The sequence below is a fragment of the Bartonella ancashensis genome (assembly GCF_001281405.1).
Lineage (GTDB): Bacteria > Pseudomonadota > Alphaproteobacteria > Rhizobiales > Rhizobiaceae > Bartonella > Bartonella ancashensis.
This window is the reverse complement of the sequence record NZ_CP010401.1, coordinates 592,687-612,983: the sequence shown is the minus strand read 5'-3', so window position 1 is coordinate 612,983 and position 20,297 is coordinate 592,687. Positions and strand designations below refer to the sequence as shown.

General features: G+C 37.8%; 17 protein-coding genes, 1 tRNA gene and 1 pseudogene. 10 read left to right on the top strand and 9 right to left on the bottom strand.

Features of this window, described 5'->3' with window-relative positions; translation table 11 throughout:
* Positions 1 to 25: 25 nt before the first annotated feature.
* The 3 genes from rpsT to PU02_RS06825 form a co-directional block, all read right to left on the bottom strand.
* Positions 26 to 292 carry a 30S ribosomal protein S20 gene (rpsT, locus tag PU02_RS02610; protein ID WP_053943954.1) on the bottom strand — a complete coding sequence of 89 codons (267 nt, stop codon included), beginning with the start codon at positions 290 to 292 and terminating at the stop codon, positions 26 to 28.
* Between the two features lie 200 nt (positions 293 to 492).
* On the bottom strand, positions 493 to 3,180 hold the full coding sequence (acnA, locus tag PU02_RS02605; protein WP_053943953.1) for an aconitate hydratase AcnA: 2,688 nt from the start codon (positions 3,178 to 3,180) through the stop codon (positions 493 to 495).
* A gap of 62 nt (positions 3,181 to 3,242) precedes the next feature.
* Positions 3,243 to 3,383: a hypothetical protein gene (locus PU02_RS06825; RefSeq protein WP_158404018.1), complete on the bottom strand. Its 141-nt coding sequence runs from the start codon at positions 3,381 to 3,383 to the stop codon at positions 3,243 to 3,245.
* Positions 3,384 to 3,493: 110 nt separating this feature from the next.
* Between PU02_RS06825 and ccmA the strand changes: the two genes are divergently transcribed.
* The 4 genes from ccmA (at position 3,494) to PU02_RS02585 (ending at position 6,422) form a co-directional block, all read left to right on the top strand.
* Entirely contained in the window at positions 3,494 to 4,111 is a 618-nt protein-coding gene (gene ccmA, locus PU02_RS02600; RefSeq protein ID WP_053943952.1) for a heme ABC exporter ATP-binding protein CcmA, read from the top strand.
* 4 nt (positions 4,112 to 4,115) lie between these two features.
* Positions 4,116 to 4,781, top strand: coding sequence for a heme exporter protein CcmB (ccmB, locus tag PU02_RS02595; RefSeq protein ID WP_053943951.1), 666 nt, complete (start codon positions 4,116 to 4,118; stop codon positions 4,779 to 4,781).
* Positions 4,782 to 4,827: 46 nt separating this feature from the next.
* Positions 4,828 to 5,631: a heme ABC transporter permease gene (locus PU02_RS02590; RefSeq protein WP_053943950.1), complete on the top strand. Its 804-nt coding sequence runs from the start codon at positions 4,828 to 4,830 to the stop codon at positions 5,629 to 5,631.
* A 188-nt stretch (positions 5,632 to 5,819) separates the two neighbouring features.
* The gene (locus tag PU02_RS02585) at positions 5,820 to 6,422 is read left to right on the top strand and encodes a DsbE family thiol:disulfide interchange protein (RefSeq protein ID WP_053943949.1); all 603 of its coding nucleotides are present in this window, start codon (positions 5,820 to 5,822) and stop codon (positions 6,420 to 6,422) included.
* 196 nt (positions 6,423 to 6,618) lie between these two features.
* On the opposite strand, the gene PU02_RS02580 is transcribed toward PU02_RS02585, so the two are convergent.
* Positions 6,619 to 7,152, bottom strand: coding sequence for a GcrA family cell cycle regulator (locus PU02_RS02580; RefSeq protein ID WP_053943948.1), 534 nt, complete (start codon positions 7,150 to 7,152; stop codon positions 6,619 to 6,621).
* A 430-nt stretch (positions 7,153 to 7,582) separates the two neighbouring features.
* Between PU02_RS02580 and PU02_RS02575 the strand changes: the two genes are divergently transcribed.
* From PU02_RS02575 to PU02_RS02565, 3 genes are read left to right on the top strand one after another with little or no spacing between them, the layout of a single operon-like run.
* The gene (locus tag PU02_RS02575; RefSeq protein WP_053943947.1) at positions 7,583 to 8,788 is read left to right on the top strand and encodes an aspartate aminotransferase family protein; all 1,206 of its coding nucleotides are present in this window, start codon (positions 7,583 to 7,585) and stop codon (positions 8,786 to 8,788) included.
* Between the two features lie 4 nt (positions 8,789 to 8,792).
* Positions 8,793 to 9,725: an ornithine carbamoyltransferase gene (gene argF, locus PU02_RS02570; RefSeq protein ID WP_053944635.1), complete on the top strand. Its 933-nt coding sequence runs from the start codon at positions 8,793 to 8,795 to the stop codon at positions 9,723 to 9,725.
* 34 nt (positions 9,726 to 9,759) lie between these two features.
* A complete protein-coding gene (locus PU02_RS02565; RefSeq protein WP_053943946.1) occupies positions 9,760 to 10,761 on the top strand; it encodes an Hsp33 family molecular chaperone in 1,002 nt (333 codons plus the stop codon).
* A 329-nt stretch (positions 10,762 to 11,090) separates the two neighbouring features.
* Here PU02_RS02565 and PU02_RS02560 read toward each other — a convergent pair whose 3' ends face one another.
* Both PU02_RS02560 and PU02_RS02555 read right to left on the bottom strand, forming a co-directional pair.
* Positions 11,091 to 11,666, bottom strand: a complete 576-nt coding sequence (locus PU02_RS02560) for a Smr/MutS family protein (RefSeq protein WP_053944634.1) — start codon at positions 11,664 to 11,666, stop codon at positions 11,091 to 11,093.
* A gap of 47 nt (positions 11,667 to 11,713) precedes the next feature.
* The gene (locus PU02_RS02555; protein WP_053943945.1) at positions 11,714 to 12,403 is read right to left on the bottom strand and encodes a Tim44/TimA family putative adaptor protein; all 690 of its coding nucleotides are present in this window, start codon (positions 12,401 to 12,403) and stop codon (positions 11,714 to 11,716) included.
* Positions 12,404 to 12,601: 198 nt separating this feature from the next.
* Between PU02_RS02555 and PU02_RS02550 the strand changes: the two genes are divergently transcribed.
* Together PU02_RS02550 and secB are read left to right on the top strand one after the other, a co-directional pair.
* On the top strand, positions 12,602 to 13,078 hold the full coding sequence (locus PU02_RS02550) for an FxsA family protein (protein ID WP_053943944.1): 477 nt from the start codon (positions 12,602 to 12,604) through the stop codon (positions 13,076 to 13,078).
* 146 nt (positions 13,079 to 13,224) lie between these two features.
* On the top strand, positions 13,225 to 13,722 hold the full coding sequence (secB, locus tag PU02_RS02545) for a protein-export chaperone SecB (RefSeq protein WP_053943943.1): 498 nt from the start codon (positions 13,225 to 13,227) through the stop codon (positions 13,720 to 13,722).
* Positions 13,723 to 14,384: 662 nt separating this feature from the next.
* Here secB and PU02_RS02540 read toward each other — a convergent pair.
* Positions 14,385 to 15,701: pseudogene (locus tag PU02_RS02540) on the bottom strand (malic enzyme-like NAD(P)-binding protein); the annotation flags it as partial.
* A 189-nt stretch (positions 15,702 to 15,890) separates the two neighbouring features.
* On the opposite strand from PU02_RS02540, the gene mutS reads away from it, so the two are divergent.
* Positions 15,891 to 18,626, top strand: a complete 2,736-nt coding sequence (mutS, locus tag PU02_RS02535) for a DNA mismatch repair protein MutS (protein WP_053943942.1) — start codon at positions 15,891 to 15,893, stop codon at positions 18,624 to 18,626.
* A 421-nt stretch (positions 18,627 to 19,047) separates the two neighbouring features.
* On the opposite strand, the gene PU02_RS02530 is transcribed toward mutS, so the two are convergent.
* Positions 19,048 to 19,123, bottom strand: a tRNA-Ala gene (locus tag PU02_RS02530).
* A 124-nt stretch (positions 19,124 to 19,247) separates the two neighbouring features.
* Positions 19,248 to 19,625 carry a TIGR02300 family protein gene (locus tag PU02_RS02525; protein ID WP_053943941.1) on the bottom strand — a complete coding sequence of 126 codons (378 nt, stop codon included), beginning with the start codon at positions 19,623 to 19,625 and terminating at the stop codon, positions 19,248 to 19,250.
* Positions 19,626 to 20,297 lie beyond the last annotated feature (672 nt).

Sequence of the window (20,297 nt, the reverse complement as noted above, 5' to 3'; positions counted from 1 at the left end):
ATCACGATCCAAAATAGAAAACGTTTTACGTACTCAGTGCCTTTAAACGCCGTGCCAGACGTGAAACTTTCCGCGCAGCAGTATTTTTATGGAAGACACCTTTAGAAACTGCACGCATAACCTCTGGCTCAAAACTTCTGAATGCTACTTCCGCGGAGACCCGATCCCCTCCAGCCAAAGCATCATTAAGCTTGCGCATAAAAGTACGAACACGCGAACGACGGATCCTATTAACCTGCGTACGCGCTGCAATCTTGCGTACAGCTTTTTTAGCCGAGGGTGTATTCGCCATAAATATATCTCTTTCTTTTACTCACCAGCACCTGTAGCTCGAACTACCATTGGCACCAAAAAAACACAACACACACTACCTATCAGTGGCAGACGGCTTATAGCTCAACCTTTAAGTCAACGTCAATTAAATTCTCAACAATCTAACTCAAAAAACCTAAATTGCCTCTTTACACCCTATTTTCATTAATGAGGCATTCTTTAAACCGATAGTTGACGTAAAACATACTGCAAGATGCCACCATGGTGCAAATAATCCAACTCATCTTCAGTGTCTATGCGACACAGTAATGGTATAGCTCTTTTTGTGCCATCAGCAAAAACAATCGTAGCAGTAACATTCTGACGAGGTTTCAAGTCACTGATTCCTTCTATCGTGACCTGCTCATCGCCCCTTAAGCCAAATGATTGCCAACTTTCACCATCTTCAAATACAAATGGAACAATTCCCATACCAATGAGATTCGATCTATGAATGCGCTCAAATGACCGAGCAATTACTGCTCTAACACCAAGAAGGTTAGCACCCTTCGCCGCCCAATCACGAGAGGACCCATTACCGTATTCGATGCCAGCAAAAACGACAAGTGGAATACCCTCCCGTCCATAAGCCATCGCTGCATCATAAATCGTTGTTTCTTCTTTTGATGGATAGTGAATAGTGTACCCTCCTTCACGACCATTCTCTCCTAACATAAAGTTACGAATTCGAATATTAGCAAAAGTTCCACGCATCATTACTTCGTGATTTCCACGACGTGTTCCATACTGATTAAAATCTGTCACTTTAACGTCACGATCAATTAAATATCTTCCCGCTGGAGAATCAACTTTTATCGACCCAGCAGGAGAAATGTGATCTGTTGTAATTTTATCACCAAACAAACCTAAAATTCGTGCATTTTTAATATCTTCCAACGCACAAGAATTCTTCAGCATACCTTCAAAATAAGGGGGGTTGCGCACATAAGTTGACTGATTATCCCATAAATAAGTAGCACCTGCAGGAACGTCAACTCTTTGCCAGTTTTCATCCCCCTTGAACACATCAGCATATTTTTCAATAAAAATATGGCGTGTAACATGTTGCTCAATGCACTCCTGTATCTCTCTAGAAGTTGGCCAGATGTCCTTGAGGTATAAAGGATGACCGCTTAAATCTGTGCCAAGAGGATCTTTTGTTAAATCTTTGCACACCGTCCCCATTATGGCGTACGCAACAACCAGTGGAGGAGAAGCCAAATAATTTGCCTGCACATCCGGAGACACACGTCCTTCAAAATTACGATTACCTGAAAGAACCGCTGCAGTAATCAAATTATTATCATTAATTGTTTTAGAAATAGCTGAAAGTAAGGGACCAGAATTTCCGATACAAGTTGTACATCCAAACCCTACTAAATTAAATCCTAAAATATCCAAATATTTTTGAAGACCTGAATCAAGAAGATAAGCCTCAACTACCTGTGAACCAGGCGCCAACGAAGTCTTAACCCATGGTTTGCTTTTTAGACCTCTTTTTACAGCATTGCGAGCTAAAAGACCTGCTGCAATTAAAACACTTGGATTTGACGTATTCGTACAAGATGTAATCGCAGCAATTACAACATCCCCATGACCAAGATCGTAACGTTCATTCTCAACTTGATAGCGACTATTTAAATTGTCTGTTTTTTTATAATCATCAACCAAAGCTATTTCAAAATTCTGCCTTACATTTTCTAAGGGAACACGCCCTTCTGGACGCTTAGGACCTGCCATAGCAGGAACGACACTTCCCATATCCAATTCAATAATATCACTGAAAATAGGATCTATTGTTTTCTCATCACGCCACATTCCTTGTGCCTTAAAATATGCTTCAACTAAGGAAATTCGATTTTCATCACGCCCGGTCATGTTAAGATAGCGTATTGTTTCTTTGTCTATCGGGAAAAAACCACATGTTGCTCCATATTCTGGAGCCATATTCGCAATTGTTGCCCGATCGGCAAGTGTCATATACTCTAAACCAGGTCCAAAAAATTCAACAAACTTACCAACAACACCTTTTTTACGTAAAATTTGTGTAACCATCAGCACTAGATCGGTGGCAGTTACCCCCTCTCTTAACTGACCTGTTAAACAAAAACCAATAACTTCGGGTAACAACATAGAAATTGGCTGCCCCAACATTGCTGCTTCAGCTTCAATGCCACCAACACCCCAACCTAAAACACCCAAACCATTTACCATTGTTGTATGTGAATCGGTTCCTACACACGTATCAGGATAAACAACTTGATCACCATCTCCATCTTTCACCCACACACACTGTGCTAAATACTCCAAATTAACCTGATGGCAAATCCCTGTCCTTGGAGGAACAACACGAAAATTTTTAAACGCTTGCTGCCCCCACTTAAGAAAACGATATCTTTCACCATTGCGGTCGTATTCATGCTCAACATTTTTTCCAAATGCAGTCGGATTACCGAAATGATCAACGATAACAGAATGATCAATGACAAGGTCTACAGGAATAAGTGGGTTAATTTTCTCAGCATCACCACCAAGCTTCACCATAGCATCACGCATTGCAGAAAGATCAACAATTGCAGGAACACCTGTAAAATCTTGCATCAAGACGCGCGCAGGACGATAAGAAATTTCTGCACCAACACACCCTTTATCATGAAACCACTGAACGATACTTAAAATGTCCTCCTTTTTAACTGTACGACCGTCTTCAAATCGTAATAAATTTTCAAGAAGAACTTTCATTGAAAATGGTAACCGAGAAACATTCTTAAGCCCATTTTCTTCCGCTGCAATCAAGCTATAATAGACATATTCCTTGCCACAAACATCTAAAATTCTACGACAATTGAAACTATCAATCTGAGACATGGCTGCTCACCCTCATACTACACAATCATTCACTTTCCGAAATAAACAACGCAAATTACAAGCTAAGCTGTAACGTTGGATATTAGTGCTATTATATCTTCCAACTCTTTACTTTCATCGAAACTACCGACAAGCTTAAAATTCTCGATAAATTCAGAAAGCACCTCCCAAAATTGCTTCACAACACCATTGGAGCAGTGCATGCCTTATAGAACTATTCCTAGAACTATTCTAGATACAATTGCATAAAAAAATGTTTTTTTGTTTTATAATATAACAAAAAATGTAAGAATTGACGAAAATAGGTAGTCATATGATGCTTTTAGGAAAAAATTTAACAGCTTATAGAGACGAAAAAATTCTCTTTCAAAATCTTTCTTTTTGTCTGTCTACACAACAACTTATGATAGTTACAGGTCCAAATGGTGTCGGAAAATCCACATTGCTACGAATCATCGTCGGTCTCCTACAACCTTCTAAAGGACATGTTATACTTAAGGATCATAATAAAATATATCCTTTAGCAATAGCTAGCCACTATTTAAGTACTCAAAATACAATGAAAAATTACTTGTCCGTCATTGATAATCTAAACTTTTGGGCGGACTTTTATGGTCAGTGTCTTCACCACCCTCATGAAGCCCTCGAAAATCTAGGTCTTTCTGATCTTAAACATTTACCCTTTAATGTCTTATCAACGGGACAAAAAAGATGTGTAGCTCTCACTCGTCTTCTACTATCATACCGCCCTATTTGGATTTTGGATGAACCAATATCCGGTTTGGATGAACGCGCACAGACTATTTGCACCAATCTTTTTCAACACCACCTTAATCAAGGCGGAATGATTATTGTAGCAACCCATACATCCCTTAACATTCCAGCAAATCACATCATCACCTTAGAAAATTTCCTCCCCCATCAGGAATAATAAGATGAAAGCACTTTTTTGGCGTGATCTTAAATTGGCACTAACACCGCAGAGTCCTTTGTTAACAGGTCTCTTGTTTTTTATTGCTATCATCATGATCATTCCTTTTGCCGTTGGACCAGACCCAGATACCCTCACACGTGTAGGCCCCGGTATACTATGGATTGGAGCATTACTTGCGGGCCTTCTCAATCTGCATAAACTCTTTCAAGCCGATCATGACGATGGTACTCTTGACCAATTTATTCTCTCTGATCAAAGAAAAAGCTTAATCTTCATCATTTTTGTAAAATGTTTTACTCATTGGGCAGGCACCATGTTGCCCCTTATTTTCATAACTCCTCTTTTATCATTCATGCTCCACTTAAATGGAGTTACGATTTTTGCAGCTGTAATAACCCTTTTGTGTGGTACACCAGCTATCATTTTCATTGGAGCAATTGGGGCAGCATTAACGACATCGCTAATACATAGTACCCTTCTCATTTTCATCATCATTTTGCCATGGACAATTCCTGTAGTAATTTTTGGTGTTTCCGCTACTACAGCTATGGCAATGCACGATATCTCCTTTATTACTGTTTTATCTTTTCTTATCGCTCTTTCACTCTTTCTAATTATATTCAGCTCTTTTATAGTAGCTATAATACTCAAATATTTATCAGAATAGTATAAAGACAATTGCTGCAAACCAAAAGTATGCCTATTATAGACCTATGAATAAAGTGCAAAATAAGAGAAACATGAAATTTGTTTTCACAGATGTGACTTATTTTATGAAAATCAGCACTGCTCTTTTACCGTGGTTAATTGGTATGACAGTGCTCTTGCTTGTTTTGGGTATTACCCTAGTTATGAAGTCTCCCAATGACTATCAACAAGGAATTACCGTCAAAATAATGTATATTCATGCACCCTTTGCATGGTTATCTACACTTTGCTATGTCATAATGAGCATCGCAGCATTCATTACTCTCATCTGGAGTCACAATCTTGCGAGTATAGTCCTTAAATGTGGAGCGCCCATTGGAACAACTTTTACAGCCTTAGCCTTAGTTACAGGAGCACTTTGGGGGCATCCAACATGGGGAACATGGTGGGTTTGGGATGCCCGATTAACGTCGGTTTTAATACTGTTTTTTATTTACCTCGCTATCACCATGCTCTCGCGTGCTTTTATCAATCCAGCTAAAGCTGCGTATGCCACATCAATTTTGACACTGGTCGGATTAGTTAACATCCCCATAATAAAGTTCTCTGTTTATTGGTGGCATACATTACACCAACAAGCATCTCTCATACGTCCAGGGGGTACGACAATTGACAGCACCATGTTATGGCCGCTGATAACAATGGCAATTTGTTTTGCTCACTTATTCGTTGTGTTATATCTAATGGCTATGAGAAATGAAATCACTCACCGTCGCATTAAAATACTGCAAACCCAAGCAGCTCACCGCACAAAACCCAGGATTCTTTCATCATGCATGGACTCAGTGACATTCCCCAACAACGATTAGAAAATTCTTTCCAACGCATTGATACTTTACTCGGAACATTCCACCACGAACATATCGTTATTTTAAGCTATACACTTTCTTCTGCTGTTCTACTTTATCTGATTGGGTATACTGTTTACAAAGCCATACGTCAAAAAAAATTCTACAAAAACTACAAACGAAGGAGATTTTCTGGAGAGAAAAATATAATGGAGATCCCCCTATTTACATCAGAAAAAAAAATTTCATTTTTTACTTTATTGAACTTTTGTGGACCTTTTATTTTTTTCTCCTTTTTAATGATACTCCTTTTCTACTCCATCAATAAGCAGCATTCTTATGATACATCTTTTACTCAGAGTACATTAACCGGAAAGTTAGCACCCAAGACTTATCTCCCTTTATTAAATCATGATGGGTATTTGACTATAGAACAGTTTAAAGGACATATAACATTAATCAACTTTTGGGGATCGTGGTGTTTACCTTGTCGTCAAGAACATCCCATACTCATGGAAATTGCAAAAGACAAGCGCTTTCATCTTATTGGAATTAACTATAAAGACAACAAAGATAATGCCAAACGATTTTTAGCAAACTTCGGTAATCCTTTTAAATACATAGGCTTTGATACCACAGGCCATGCAGCTATTGATTGGGGAGTATATGGACCACCAGAAACTTTCCTTCTAAACAAGGATGGCACCATTATAGCCAAGCACACGGGCACCCTAACAGAGCAAATTTACCAGAAAAAAATCTTACCAGAAATCGAAAAAGCCGTAGCTACAACACAATCTCCCACAAAATAGCCCAATAATATTTGGACCGAATTTTCCCTGAAAATCATTACAAAATTATAATTTTGATGTAATTTAATCACTTATGTAAAGATAAAAGTCAAACTTCTTGAACACAGCAACCAACGATGCAGACAGGTTCCAGAGCTAACATTATTCAAATTTATACCGGACCGTAATGATAATTTTAATTTTCAAAAAATTAAACTTACACCTTTACGCGCCGTTTTTCTGAAAGAGGCTGAAATGCTATCTTAGCATGAAAAGTGCAATACGGACTCCCCTCTCCTGAATCAGCACCACAAAAGTGAAAATCTGATAACAAAGGATCACCAACTGGCCATCTACACGTATTCTCACTTAATTGTAAAAGGTTGAGATGACGCGCAATGGGTACCACAACATCTGATTTTGCAAAAACATCACCTTTTGCTACATCATCATCTACAAGCTCCACATTCAGATCTGTTGTCCCTACATTAGAGGACGCTGCATTTACAGAAGCAATAGGTGATACTGCACGATTTATCCGTGACGTTGACGAACTCACATCTGCTTGATTTTTCTGCGCACGCGAGACTGATTGTGTCGTTTTCCCACGTCCTGGCAACTTTAGACGATGAACTTTACCAATCACCGCATTCCTACTAACATTACCTAACTGAGCTGCGATTTGACTTGCACTTAAACCATCATTCCAAAACTTCTTGAGAAGTTCAACACGCTCAGATGTCCAACCCATACTAAAACTCCATTCCGACCATCCCTATGAGATGTATTCAAAATATCTCTATGAATTACACTTAATAACCTAAAGGAACACCCCTAAACCTTAAACTGAGGCACACCAAAGATCCTACCCAACTTACAGAATTCACAAACGGAAACGTAATTTTCCCTGCTCCTTCCAACTACAACATCCACTGACTTTATGACAAGAGTCTTTCCTTCTCTTAAGTGTCCTTTTAAAAAGTTTTCCCCAATTTGCGAACCAACCATGATAAAATATTTTCTTGCATATTTATAAATATGGAGGGGGAGCTTAATTTATTTTTTATTCATTGACACAATAGTCTATCGTAATGAAATGTAGATTATGGTACATTTGTAGGTGCAGTTATATTTTATTATCCCATGATAGCGCTCAAAAATGTAATGTTAAGGAAATAATAATGGATCTCATTGCTTCACAGTTCCTCTATAACACTTTTACACGGCGCGATTTATATTTCGAAAGAGGTGATGGTGTTTGGCTTATCTCTAACAAAGGAGAGCATTATCTTGATTTTACATCCGGTATTGCTGTTAATGTTCTGGGATATAATCACCCAAAATTGACTAATGCTCTCAAAACACAATCCGAAAAACTTTGGCATGTCTCCAATCTTTTTCAATCACCTGAACAAGAATCCCTTGCTGCACGCCTTTGTGCTAACAGCTTTGCTGACAAAGTTTTTTTCTGTAATTCTGGTGCTGAAGCACTGGAGTGTGCCTTTAAAACTGCTCGCCGTTATCATTATACTTCAGGAAAACCAGAACGCGTAGAAATTATCACTTTTGAAGGTGCATTTCATGGCCGTACACTTGCTACACTTGCAGCCAGTGGACAAGAAAAATATCTCGAGGGTTTTGGACCAAAAGCTGCTGGTTTTATCCAAGTTCCCTTTAATGATCAAACAGCCCTGAGGAATGCTATTAATGATAATACAGCAGCTCTTCTCATTGAACCTGTTCAGAGTGAAGGAGGATTGCGTATAGTTCCCCATGAAACTTTGAAACTCTTGCGCAAATTATGTGATGAAAATGGCTTGTTATTGATTTTAGATGAAATCCAAACAGGCATAGGACGAACAGGAAAGCTCTTTGCTTACGAATGGAGTGATATCGTACCTGATATTCTCACACTCGCAAAAGGATTAGGAGGTGGCTTCCCATTAGGAGCCTGTCTCGCGACAGAAAAAACTGCAAAATGCATGACACCTGGAACCCATGGATCAACTTTTGGAGGAAACCTTCTTGGTATCGCTGTTAGCAATAGCGTTCTTGATAGTGTTTTAGAACCTGGTTTCCTCTATCATGTTCAAAAAATGGCTTACAAACTTGAAAAAGGACTATTAACCATCCATAAAACTTACCCTGATATTATCTGTTCAATTCAGGGAACAGGACTTATGATGGGAATCCATTGCAAAATACCTCAAAATGAAGTTATTACGGCGCTGGATAATGAACATATTTTAAGCGTCGGATCTGGAAAGAATATTGTGCGCTTTCTGCCCCCTCTTATCATAACTGAAGATGAAATATATGAAGGCTTGTCTCGTATTGAAAAAGCAATCGCTCATCTTTCAAAAATAAATGAAGAAAAAAGAGCATAATATCATGGCAAAAACTCTTCGTCACTTTACTGACTTGTCCATTTTAACACCACAAACAGCACGTGCTCTTATTAATCATTCCAAAATTCTTAAAACAACTTTTAAAGAAGGAAAAATTTCAAAACCTTTCATTGGTAAAACACTCGCAATGATTTTTGAAAAACCATCCACACGCACACGTATTTCATTTGATGTAGGCATGCGTCAACTTGGTGGAGAAACCATCATGTTAACAGGATCAGAGATGCAACTTGGTCACAGCGAAACCATCACTGATACAGCGCGTGTCTTATCACGCTTCGTAGATATTATTCTTCTACGAACAACAGCACATCATCGAATGCTCGAATTAGCTCAATCTTCCTGTGTCCCTGTCATTAATGCATTGACAGATGACACACATCCTTGTCAAATTCTTGCAGATATTCTTACCTACGAGGAGCACCGTGGGCCAATTGCAGGAAAAATATTCGCTTGGATGGGAGATGGAAATAATGTTCTTCACTCCTTGATTGAAGCAACAGTCCTTTTTGATTTCCATTTACGTATTGCTACACCAAAAGGAAATGAACCACAGGAAAAATATATTAACTGGGCTCGTGAACGGGGTGCTCATATTACTCTGACAAACAATCCTCAAGAGGCTGCTGAAAATGCTGATTGTATCATTACTGACACGTGGCTTTCTATGGGACAAGAATCACGTGCATATGATCCCGCTATTTTTAAGCCTTACCAAGTCAATGAAGCCCTCATGAAATTAGCAAAATCTGATAGCCTCTTTATGCACTGCCTTCCTGCACATCGTGGTGAAGAGGTTGTAGATGCTGTCATTGATGGACCGCACTCCGTTGTATTCGATGAGGCAGAAAATCGTCTTCATACCCAAAAAGCTGTTCTCTCGTGGTGTTTACAAAACACGCATTTTTCCGCATAAAATTTATAATTTTCTGATATCGACTATAAAAAATATGTGTAAAATGACAAATCAACCCAAAAGTGAAGTCTACTTGAGTGATATCAGCTCGACCGAAGGTGATGTTGTCTTTCCTTTCCAAGTTGAAGCACTCGACATTCGTGGACGAGCTGTACATTTTGGAAAAGTTTTGGATTCTATCTTAACAAGACATCAGTATCCTGAGCCTGTGTCATATCTCTTAGCAGAAGCGCTTGTTCTCACCGTTCTTCTTGGAACATCTCTAAAACTCGAAGGTAAGTTTATTTTACAAACCCATTCTGATGGTCCTGTGAGTATGTTAGTGTGTGATTTTACTGCCCCTTCGCACTTACGTGGATATGCTCGTTTTGATGAAAAACGCCTACAACAAGCAGTAATCAACAATCAAACATCCCCAGAAGTGCTCCTTGGAAAAGGTACTTTAGCCCTGACAATTGATCAAGGAAACTATACGCAACGCTATCAAGGAATTGTTGCATTAGATGGATCAAGTTTACAAGATGTTGCCCACGCGTATTTTGCTCAATCAGAACAGATCCCTACAAATATTCATTTAGCGGTCACCACGTTAAAAAATTACGACGAGCAAGGAAAAAAATGGCATGCAGGAGGCATTCTAACCCAGCTCTTACCTCAAATACCTGACCATAATGCAATTCATAAAACCAATAAAAATTCAGACGTACTTAAAACATGTAATCAACTTGAAGATCAATGGAGGGAAGCTCAGGCACTCACCGCAACTATTGAAGACACAGAATTAACTAATCCTCAAATCGGAAGCAAGCGGTTATTATTTAGCCTCTTTCATGAACATAGTGTCAGAATCTTCAACGCTATTCCTATCTCAGATAAGTGTTCTTGCTCACATAAAAAAATTAAAGAAATACTAGAAGGATTTTCCGCAGAAGAACGTGTTCAAACAATTAAAAATCAACGAATAACTGTCACATGTGAATTTTGTTCAACAAACTACTGTTTTAAACCATCAGAATTGTCCGAAGGATCGGTGTAAAAAAATCTCTTCTGCAACTAAAAACTAAACAACCCCTAAAATATTAGAGCATTTTTCTCCGAAAATGGGTCCCTGAAAATCATCTCCTAGAATTTAGCTTTTTTAAAACTCTCTGAAGATTTTTGTGCCCCCCAACAATCACTCATATCTGATAAACACACTATTATTCGTTCTAGAAAAGAAACACATCTCTCCTGCTATCGTCTCCAAAACAGCAGTGATTAAGCAAAAGACAAAATCTAATCTGCTATAATAAAGCTCTTCTCGGTATAATTCGACACAATACCATCGTTCTTCATAAAACCTGAAATGTTTTGAGTATCGAGGTACTATTTATACAAACGGCGCAACCAAACATAAACTGCACCATAACCACCATGTTTGCGAGCAGCCTGCTCAAACGCATACACATAACACTGAAAAATCGATGTTGATAGCCAATAAGGGACAAATCGACATAAAACACCATCGCTACCATACGATCGACCTTTTCCCGTTATCACTAAAACATGGCGCAATCCACGTTGTTGAGAAGATTGCAGAAATTCTTTTAAAGAAGAATAAGCTGCATTCTGAGTGAGACCGTGAAGATCAATCCACGCGTCCGTAAAAAAATTTTCCTTCGCGATTTTACGATATGTCTTGGGATCATAGCGAGATACTTTTTGTACCTCTTTAGCTACTTCCCCCATTTTTTTAAAAGTTCTATACTGCTTCTTATGCCCTTCAACATGAAGAGCAGCCTGCATTATTTTCGGTTGCTCACTATAAACACTTCTTATCTCCTCCTTGATAGAAGGGACAGATCTACCATGAAAGGGTACTACAGTACTACAAACCATGTCCCACAAATAACTTTGTGAAATCAACAAGTTTTTGTCTTTATCCCGTTCATTTTCAGCCATCTTATTTTTAAACTTCATTCAAAGAAGTAACCGATAAAGCAACCTCTTTAACTTTCATCTTCTGTCGCAAAAAGCTTCCAATTCGGATCTTTTGATGCACTATTTCGAATAAAAGTCCACACATCCTTAATTTCCACGATGGCCTCAGGATCACCATCTACACGCTCTTCTTGTGCATTGTAAGTCACAGAGATAATCTCACTGACAATACGCACAGTCAATAATTCCTCTTTCCCATGCACTCTTGCTGCAACAAATTCAACCTTGTTAATTCCAACAAAAGTAAATTGGATCTTTTCATTTCTTTCCTCACGTTGATCAATCTCTGCACAAAAACTCTCAAAAACATCCCAAGAAAGAAGTTCTTTCAGCTTATCGCGATCACCCTGTGCAAAAGCTGACATAATTAACTCATAAGCAATTTGAACACCATTCATAAAAAATTGAGGCGAAAAATTAGGATCAATTTGACGAATGGATCGCAACCCATCATTTAACGCACTCCCTTCTGGAGCAATAGCGTCAATATCACCAAAATCATCCTTTTTTGCACTGACTTGAGAAGGCAAAGAAATAACACCCTCAACTCCCTCTACCTTAACCTCTTTAGAGTGATCAGAATAAGGATCGAAGGGAGGTTTCTCAAAACCGGTACGTTTCCCGAGGACATTACGCAATTGCACAAAAGCAACTACCATGATAACAAAGGCTATCCCCAATGCAAAATCAAATTTCATGAATTTTGTTAATCTCCAAATTTTAAATGGCTTACCACAAGCGCTATATTTCATATCATTTATCAGTAAACATGTAAAATAAATCAACTAACTACTCAAATATTGTCAATTAAACTACATTTGTGATCCCCAACTTAAACAAAAAAGTACTTATGCATAAATTTTTTCTGTATAAAATGTCGAAAATGGAATTTTAACATGACAAAAATCTATCATATAGGAACTCGCTATCTTTCAGTAATCATCCTTGTTGCTATTTTTATTGAAGTTGCTAGCCTTATCATCATCGGAAATAAAATTGGAATTTTTGCAACTTTTAGTTTAATTTTCTTAACTACCGTAGGTGGATGCATTCTCTTGCGTGCTTATAGTATTAACCTTCTAAGCAATATGCGACGCAGCTTTGTCCCAGGATATGAATTAAAACACAACATAACAGATGAACTTTTCATTATTATTGGTGCAATTTTTCTTATTCTTCCTGGTTTTGTGAGTGATATTTTGGGATTACTTCTCCTTATAAAACCTGTGCGCACCTTCGTTTGTTTTCTCTTTCTACTCCAAGCAAATAAATCGAGCCCTCATACCAAAACAAAAAACGAAAAAACCATTGATCTTAGTGCAGAAGATTATCAAAACTGCAGTAAAAAAGAATCTCCTTGGTACAAAGATTGAAAATCATCACACAAAATAGAGAAAATAACGATAGATACACAAAAAAACAACAGAGATAATGAGAACATTTCTTGAAACCACTTGTGAGGCATGATAATCCTCCTATCTCAATGAAACAAGATATGCGTTAGTATGAGGTTATTAGTATGGCTGAAGGTGAAGTAAACAATAATAACGGGGAAGGACCTGTTTTTGCTGTAATAACCCAGTACTTAAAAGATCTATCATTTGAAAATCCGAATGCTCCACGTTCATTACGCCCACGAGAAAAGGCACCGCAAATTGAAATAAGTATCAATATAGATGCAAATCCAATAGGTGATGACAATTATGATGTTCTCTTATCACTTTCGGTGAAGGCTTGTGATAATGTAGATGATGTGCTGTTTCACGTAGAGCTCGTTTATGGTGGTGTTTTTCACATTAAAAATATTCCTCAAGAGCATATTATGCCGCTTATCTTCGTTGAGTGTCCTAGGCTTTTATTTCCCTTTGCTCGGCAAATCATATCTGATGCAACTCAAAGCGGTGGCTTCCCTCCTCTGTGGATTGACCCAATTGATTTTGTTGCTTTGTTTCAAAAACGTGTTGCTGAAGAGAAAAAAATAACCCAACTCCTCAACCTTAACACCTCCCTTGCGTAATTACATATGATTTTTGTACTTAATGAGTAAAATCCTGAGATTTTGAGTGTCATTGTTTTGATGAGAAGTTTGCTCCGCACGTGTAACCATAGGCATCTCACGTAAAAGACATATATGAGAATATCGTGCTATCTTTGCCATTGTATAATAATCATTTGAATTGCATAAAAAGTATAAATTTTATAACCTTCTTGAAGTAAATGCATCAACCCCACAGGCAGACAAGCACCTGTATGTCCTGCACTATTAACGCCTTTATCTATTCACGAAAGCAAAAACTCTATCCCAAATACTAAAACGATTTCTTCAGGACAAAAATTATCATGTTTTATTAATTATTATGCTACCATTTTAATAAGTTACGAAATATCTACCACTATATTATAGTGTTTAATCTGTTCTTAGCCATTGCACCAACTAATATTGTAAACAGGCAAAAGACAGCCTCAAATACTGTAATTGCGTGTAGCGTGTAATATACCATTCTAATACTTCTCTACCTATCAAAATAATTGAAAATAAACACAGAAAACCATGTACAGAAATAACGATCCTCGTGCGCCAAACTACCTTAACCTTCCGGTAAAATCTCAATTGACGCTATTTCTTTCCAAAAACATGATGACACACATCTAATCTATTTAAATAGCCGATTACAGGTGTACAGAATCATACCTCATTTTCAAGTCATTTTCATAAACTGCTAAATTATCAATATATTTCCGAGCAACACCGCTTTCCATTGCCGCTTTTGCTACTGCAACTGAAACAACTGGAAGCAATCTAGGATCAAATGGAGTAGGTATGATGTAATTTTGACCAAACTTTAACTGACAATCATAAGAAACTTTCACGACACTCTCTGGAACTTCTTGACGTGCCAGATCTGCGATAGCTTTTGCTGCGGCAATTTTCATATGTTCATTAATGGTCGTCGCGCGCACATCAAGTGCACCACGAAATATATATGGAAAACAAAGAACATTATTAATTTGATTAGGATAATCTGATCGACCTGTTGCGACAATAGCATCATGACGCACCTGCATTACCTCTTCTGGTGTAATCTCCGGATCAGGATTAGCCATGGCAAAAATAATCGGCTGAGCTGCCATTGACTTCACCATTTCGCTAGTTAATGCTCCTCTAGCAGAAACTCCAAAAAATATATCAGCATCCTTTATTGCTTCAGCAAGAGTACGCTTATCTGTTTCGGTAGCATGAGCCAATTTCCATGGATTCATGCCTTCTTCACGACCTTCGTAAATAACGCCCTTTGTATCACACAATAGAATATTCTCAGGTTTAAAACCGATCTCTTTAAGAAGTTTAATACAAGAAATACCTGCAGCACCAGCACCATTGCAAACCAATCGTGCATTTTTCATGTCTCGTCCAGTCAAATGCAAAGCATTTATCATACCGGCAACAGCAACAATCGCAGTCCCGTGCTGATCATCATGAAAAACTGGGATATCCATCACTTCGCATAAACGTTGTTCAATGACAAAACAATCGGGCGCTTTAATATCCTCAAGGTTGATACCACCAAAGGATGGTTCTAAATGGCGTACAATATTAATAAAATTTTCCTCATCATCTGTATCAATTTCCAAATCAATTGAATCAATACCTGCAAAACGCTTAAAAAGAACTGCCTTTCCTTCCATCACTGGTTTAGACGCCAATGCACCTAAATTTCCTAAACCTAAAATAGCAGTCCCATTCGATATAACGGCAACGAGATTTCCCTTAGCCGTATAACTGTAAGCTAATTCTGGATTCTGAGCGATTGCATGAACAGGAACAGCAACTCCTGGTGAATAAGCTAATGTTAAATCCCGCTGCGTTACCATGGGTTTTGTCGCAACAATTCCAAGTTTTCCAGGTTGACCATTACTATGAAAATCAAGAGCTTCTTGCTCACTTGCACTATAAACCGTTTTGTAAACTGCGTGTTCTTGTTTATTTTGTTCCATCTTTATTGTTTTTCTCCTAAAACAGCTTATGAATACAATCATTTGATGATTTCAAAATCTGATTCACATACCAGGAATTACTACTCACCTTATAAAGGGCTAGTCATATCCTTCAGTGCGAAGATAGTGAAGATATGCTACGAAGTAAATAAAAAAGGATAGTGTATAAGAAGGAACGAACACATTAAAATGGAAAAAAAGGATATTTCTCAAGATAATACCACTTTGCAATTTTTGGCTCCATCTAAAAATCATCAAGAACGTTTGACCCCCATGATGGAGCAATATATAGAAATCAAAGCGATCCATGACGACTTTCTTCTTTTTTATCGTATGGGCGATTTTTATGAATTATTCTTTGATGATGCAATTAAAGCTTCTCAAGCTTTAGGAATTACACTTACGACACGTGGAAAACACTTAGGTAATGATATCCCAATGTGTGGCGTTCCTGTTCATTCTGCAGATGACTATTTGCAAAAATTGATCTCTTGCGGATACCGTGTTGCTGTCTGCGAACAAACTGAAGATCCTGGAGAAGCTAAAAAACGTGGTTCAAAATCGATTGTTCAACGCGAAGTTGTTCGCCTCATAACGCCTGGAACAGTAACAGAAGACAAACTTCTTGATCCAGCACGTGCAAATTACTTAATGGCACTCTCTCGCATTAAGATAGATGATAGGGAAGAATTCGCAATTTCTTGGATAGATATTTCTACAGGCATATTTCGCGTTGCAGAAAGTAATATTGAAAAGCTTTTAACCGACATTATGCGTATAGACCCACAAGAAATCATTGTAGCCGATTCATTGTTTTATGATAAATCTTTAAAATCATTTTTTAATGTTCTCAGTCATACCATCTCACCTCAACCAGCTATCCTCTTTGATACAACTACTGCTGAACGTGATATTTGCAGCTACTTCAAATTATCAACACTTGAAGGTATTTCCGATTATTCACGAACTGAACTTTCGGTTATTGCAGCAACCATTCGCTACATTGAAAAAACACAAATCAGCCACCGCCCTCCTCTCATGCACCCTGAGAGACAGAACGAAAATTCTACCCTTTTCATTGATGCTGCAACTAGACTCAATCTTGAACTCATTCGCACAACATCTGGTCAACGAGATGGAAGTTTATTAAAGGCCATTGATCGCACCGTTACAGGCAGTGGTTCACGTCTTCTTGCTGATCGTCTAATTTCTCCTCTAACTGTTCCTGAAATTATTAATAAACGTCTTGATTCAATCACTTTTTTCTTACGCAATACTTCTCTTTCAGAGACCATTCGATTAGTCTTAAAAGGAGGGCCAGATATGCCTCGTGCTCTTTCACGTTTAGCCCTTAATCGAGGAGGGCCACGTGACATAGCAACAATTCAACGTGGTTTTGAAATTATTAGCGAACTCAATCAGTTATTCGGTAATGAACTTCTACCTCAAGAAATAAGCGACGTGCGAGAAATATTTTCAAACCTACCAACAACTTTACATGCTCGCCTAGATCAAGCGCTGGCTGATAATCTTCCACTACTTAAACGTGATGGAGGATTCATTCGTTCAAATTATCATCAAGAACTAGATGAAATGCGTCGTCTACGCGATGAATCTCGTCGTGTTATTGCTGAACTTCAAGCACAATATGTTCGAGAAACAAGTATAAAAACCCTTAAAATTAAACACAATAATATTCTAGGATACTTCATTGAGGTTACAGCTTCACAAGCCAATTTTTTCACAAATGATCCTCAAATAAAAGCGCGTTTTATCCATCGGCAAACGATGGTAAATGCTATGCGCTTTACAACAACAGAACTCGCTGAGCTTGAAAGCCGCATTACTCACGCAACTCACCATGCCACAACGCTTGAATTAGAAATATTTGACATGCTTGTGAGCGAAATTACAGAACAGGCTAATTTTATTCGGAAAGCTGCCGAAGCACTTGCAATCTTAGATGTATCCGTTTCCTTAGCTTTCCTAGCTGAAGAACAAAATTATTGCCGTCCAATTATCGATCATTCTCTAACTTTTCGCATCACTGCAGGTCGCCACCCTGTTGTAGAACAAGCATTACAAAAACAGATGGCTAACCAATTTGTTGCTAATGACTGTGACCTTTCTTCAAAACAAAATCATCAGTACGCAGCAATTTGGCTATTAACAGGTCCCAATATGGGGGGAAAATCAACTTTTCTGCGTCAAAACGCTCTCATTGCTATTATGGCCCAGATGGGTTCTTTTGTACCAGCAATCTCGGCCCATATTGGTATTGTTGACCGCTTATTCAGCCGTGTTGGCGCTTCTGATAACCTAGCACGCGGACGTTCAACCTTCATGATGGAAATGGTTGAAACGGCAACTATTCTTAATCATGCTACCAGTCATTCTCTTGTGATTTTAGATGAAATTGGACGAGGAACATCTACGTTTGACGGTCTTTCAATTGCTTGGGCTACCGTTGAATATCTTCACGAAGTTAACCAATGCCGAACCATTCTTGCTACACACTTTCACGAAATGACAGCACTCACCGAAAAGCTCGACCATCTTTACAACGTAACTATGAAAGTTAAAAATTGGAACGATGGTGTTATATTTCTTCATGAAATCACACAAGGAGCTGCTGATCGATCTTACGGTGTACAAGTTGCAAAAATTGCTGGATTACCTAAAAAAGTTATTCTTCGTGCAACAAATATTTTACATCAACTAGAACAAAATAAAACAGCTAAAAAAGATCACCAATTGATTGATGACTTACCACTCTTTACATCTCAAATAAGCACTTCTTCGCATGAAACAGAAAATAAACATGACGCAATTAAAGAAGCTTTAAAAAACATTAATCCGGATGAATTATCTCCAAAAGATGCACTAGAAACACTTTATCGTCTTAAACAACTTGAAAAAAAATGATCTTCGTTGCACATGCATTCAGAAGGTTTCCTGTTACAAATAAACCTCGTTTGTAAATTACCGTCTGATTTCGAAATTTTTTGCTATTGCATTGCTCAAATATTTTAGCTTTACTTCTTCGAAAAACGCAAAATGCCAATATATCCCTACCGCCACCTCATATTCTTACCTCTCAATGACGACAGCAGGTCTTTCTCAAAGTAAAATCTATTTTTTTCCTTGTATAGTAAACAAAAGATTCTAATCATTTTGAAAATAGTGGTGATTTTCTGATCATTACAAACAAGTAAAAGCTGTGTATTATGGGTTACTACACTCCTATGTTCTAAAAAATAGAAAAATACCTTGCAAAAACTGCAATATGACCCCCTCAATAAAGCTCTCTTTAAAAAATCTTCTTTACAAAAGTAAACACTCTTTTTGGTGGAGCTAAGCGGGATCGAACCGCTGACCTCTTGCATGCCATGCAAGCGCTCTCCCAGCTGAGCTATAGCCCCATAAAAACGACTCACAACCTAAAAATGAGACGAATAATACCAAAGCGAACAAAATTACCAAAATAATAAGACTTCAAAATCAAGAAGATTTCACATTCAACGAAAGAAAACCCTCTCAACCTTTTTAAAGTTCATCATCATTGGAAACACCATTGCCAAGAATACCGGTCATGTCATCACTCTCATCATCTTCATCATGAGGTAAAAACGCATCATCATCCACAAGATCCACCTCATCATCCTCCAAATCAGGCAAATCACTTCCTTTAGAATCATCGACACTCTCTTCAAGTAACATAAAGTCAGACTTCTCAAGTGCTGCATCAAGCTCTTCGGTATCAACTTCCTCTTCGTTATTCGCTTCAGCTGCCACAACTTCAAAGTAAGAGCGTGGATAAGAAATCCCCGTATAAGGCGACACAATAGGGTCACGATCTAGATCATAAAATTTCTTCCCCGTTTCTGGGTCAATACGCTTGGTTCCAAGTTCCTTTTTTGCCATGAATCGCGCCTCTTTGGTTAGCATAGTTTCACTGAAAGGATGATGTTTATGGTGCTTAAGCGAAAAATAGTGTATTTGTCAAAGACAAATGTATTATTCCACATGGATTTTCTTGTAATTCTCACCATAAAATATGTTTAGAATTCTCAAGTCTTATAAAATTGAGTTAAGAATTATGCAGATTTTACGCGTAATGTAGTGTCTACAATAACGTAAATCAGCTATTTTTATGATAGTCAAAAGTTCTCAGTGATGAATCAATGTCACATTAAATCTTCTGTATTAGATTTAAGATTTACAAATGATGAAACTCATATTAGTCGTATTTCTACAATTAACGATGTTTTGTATATGACTTTTATTGTGTAAATTATGGGCGCTTATACCCACAAAAGGCATATGACTTACTCATAGAACCGACAATAACTATCTGTTACAATAAGTATAGACAACTTTGAATTTTGGTAATTCTAAAATAGATGCATATATTCATCATAGGTGTAACTAGCTTTTACTGCATAAAAACTTTTTATAAGTGATATTTCTTCCGCCTAGTCAAAGCATATCATTGCTTCGCTGTGTTTAACAGAAATCAATAAAATTGAAAAATTATCCACTTCAATTGTCTATGGTCACGAAAACGCCAATCCGATTCTATTTTCGTATATTTTT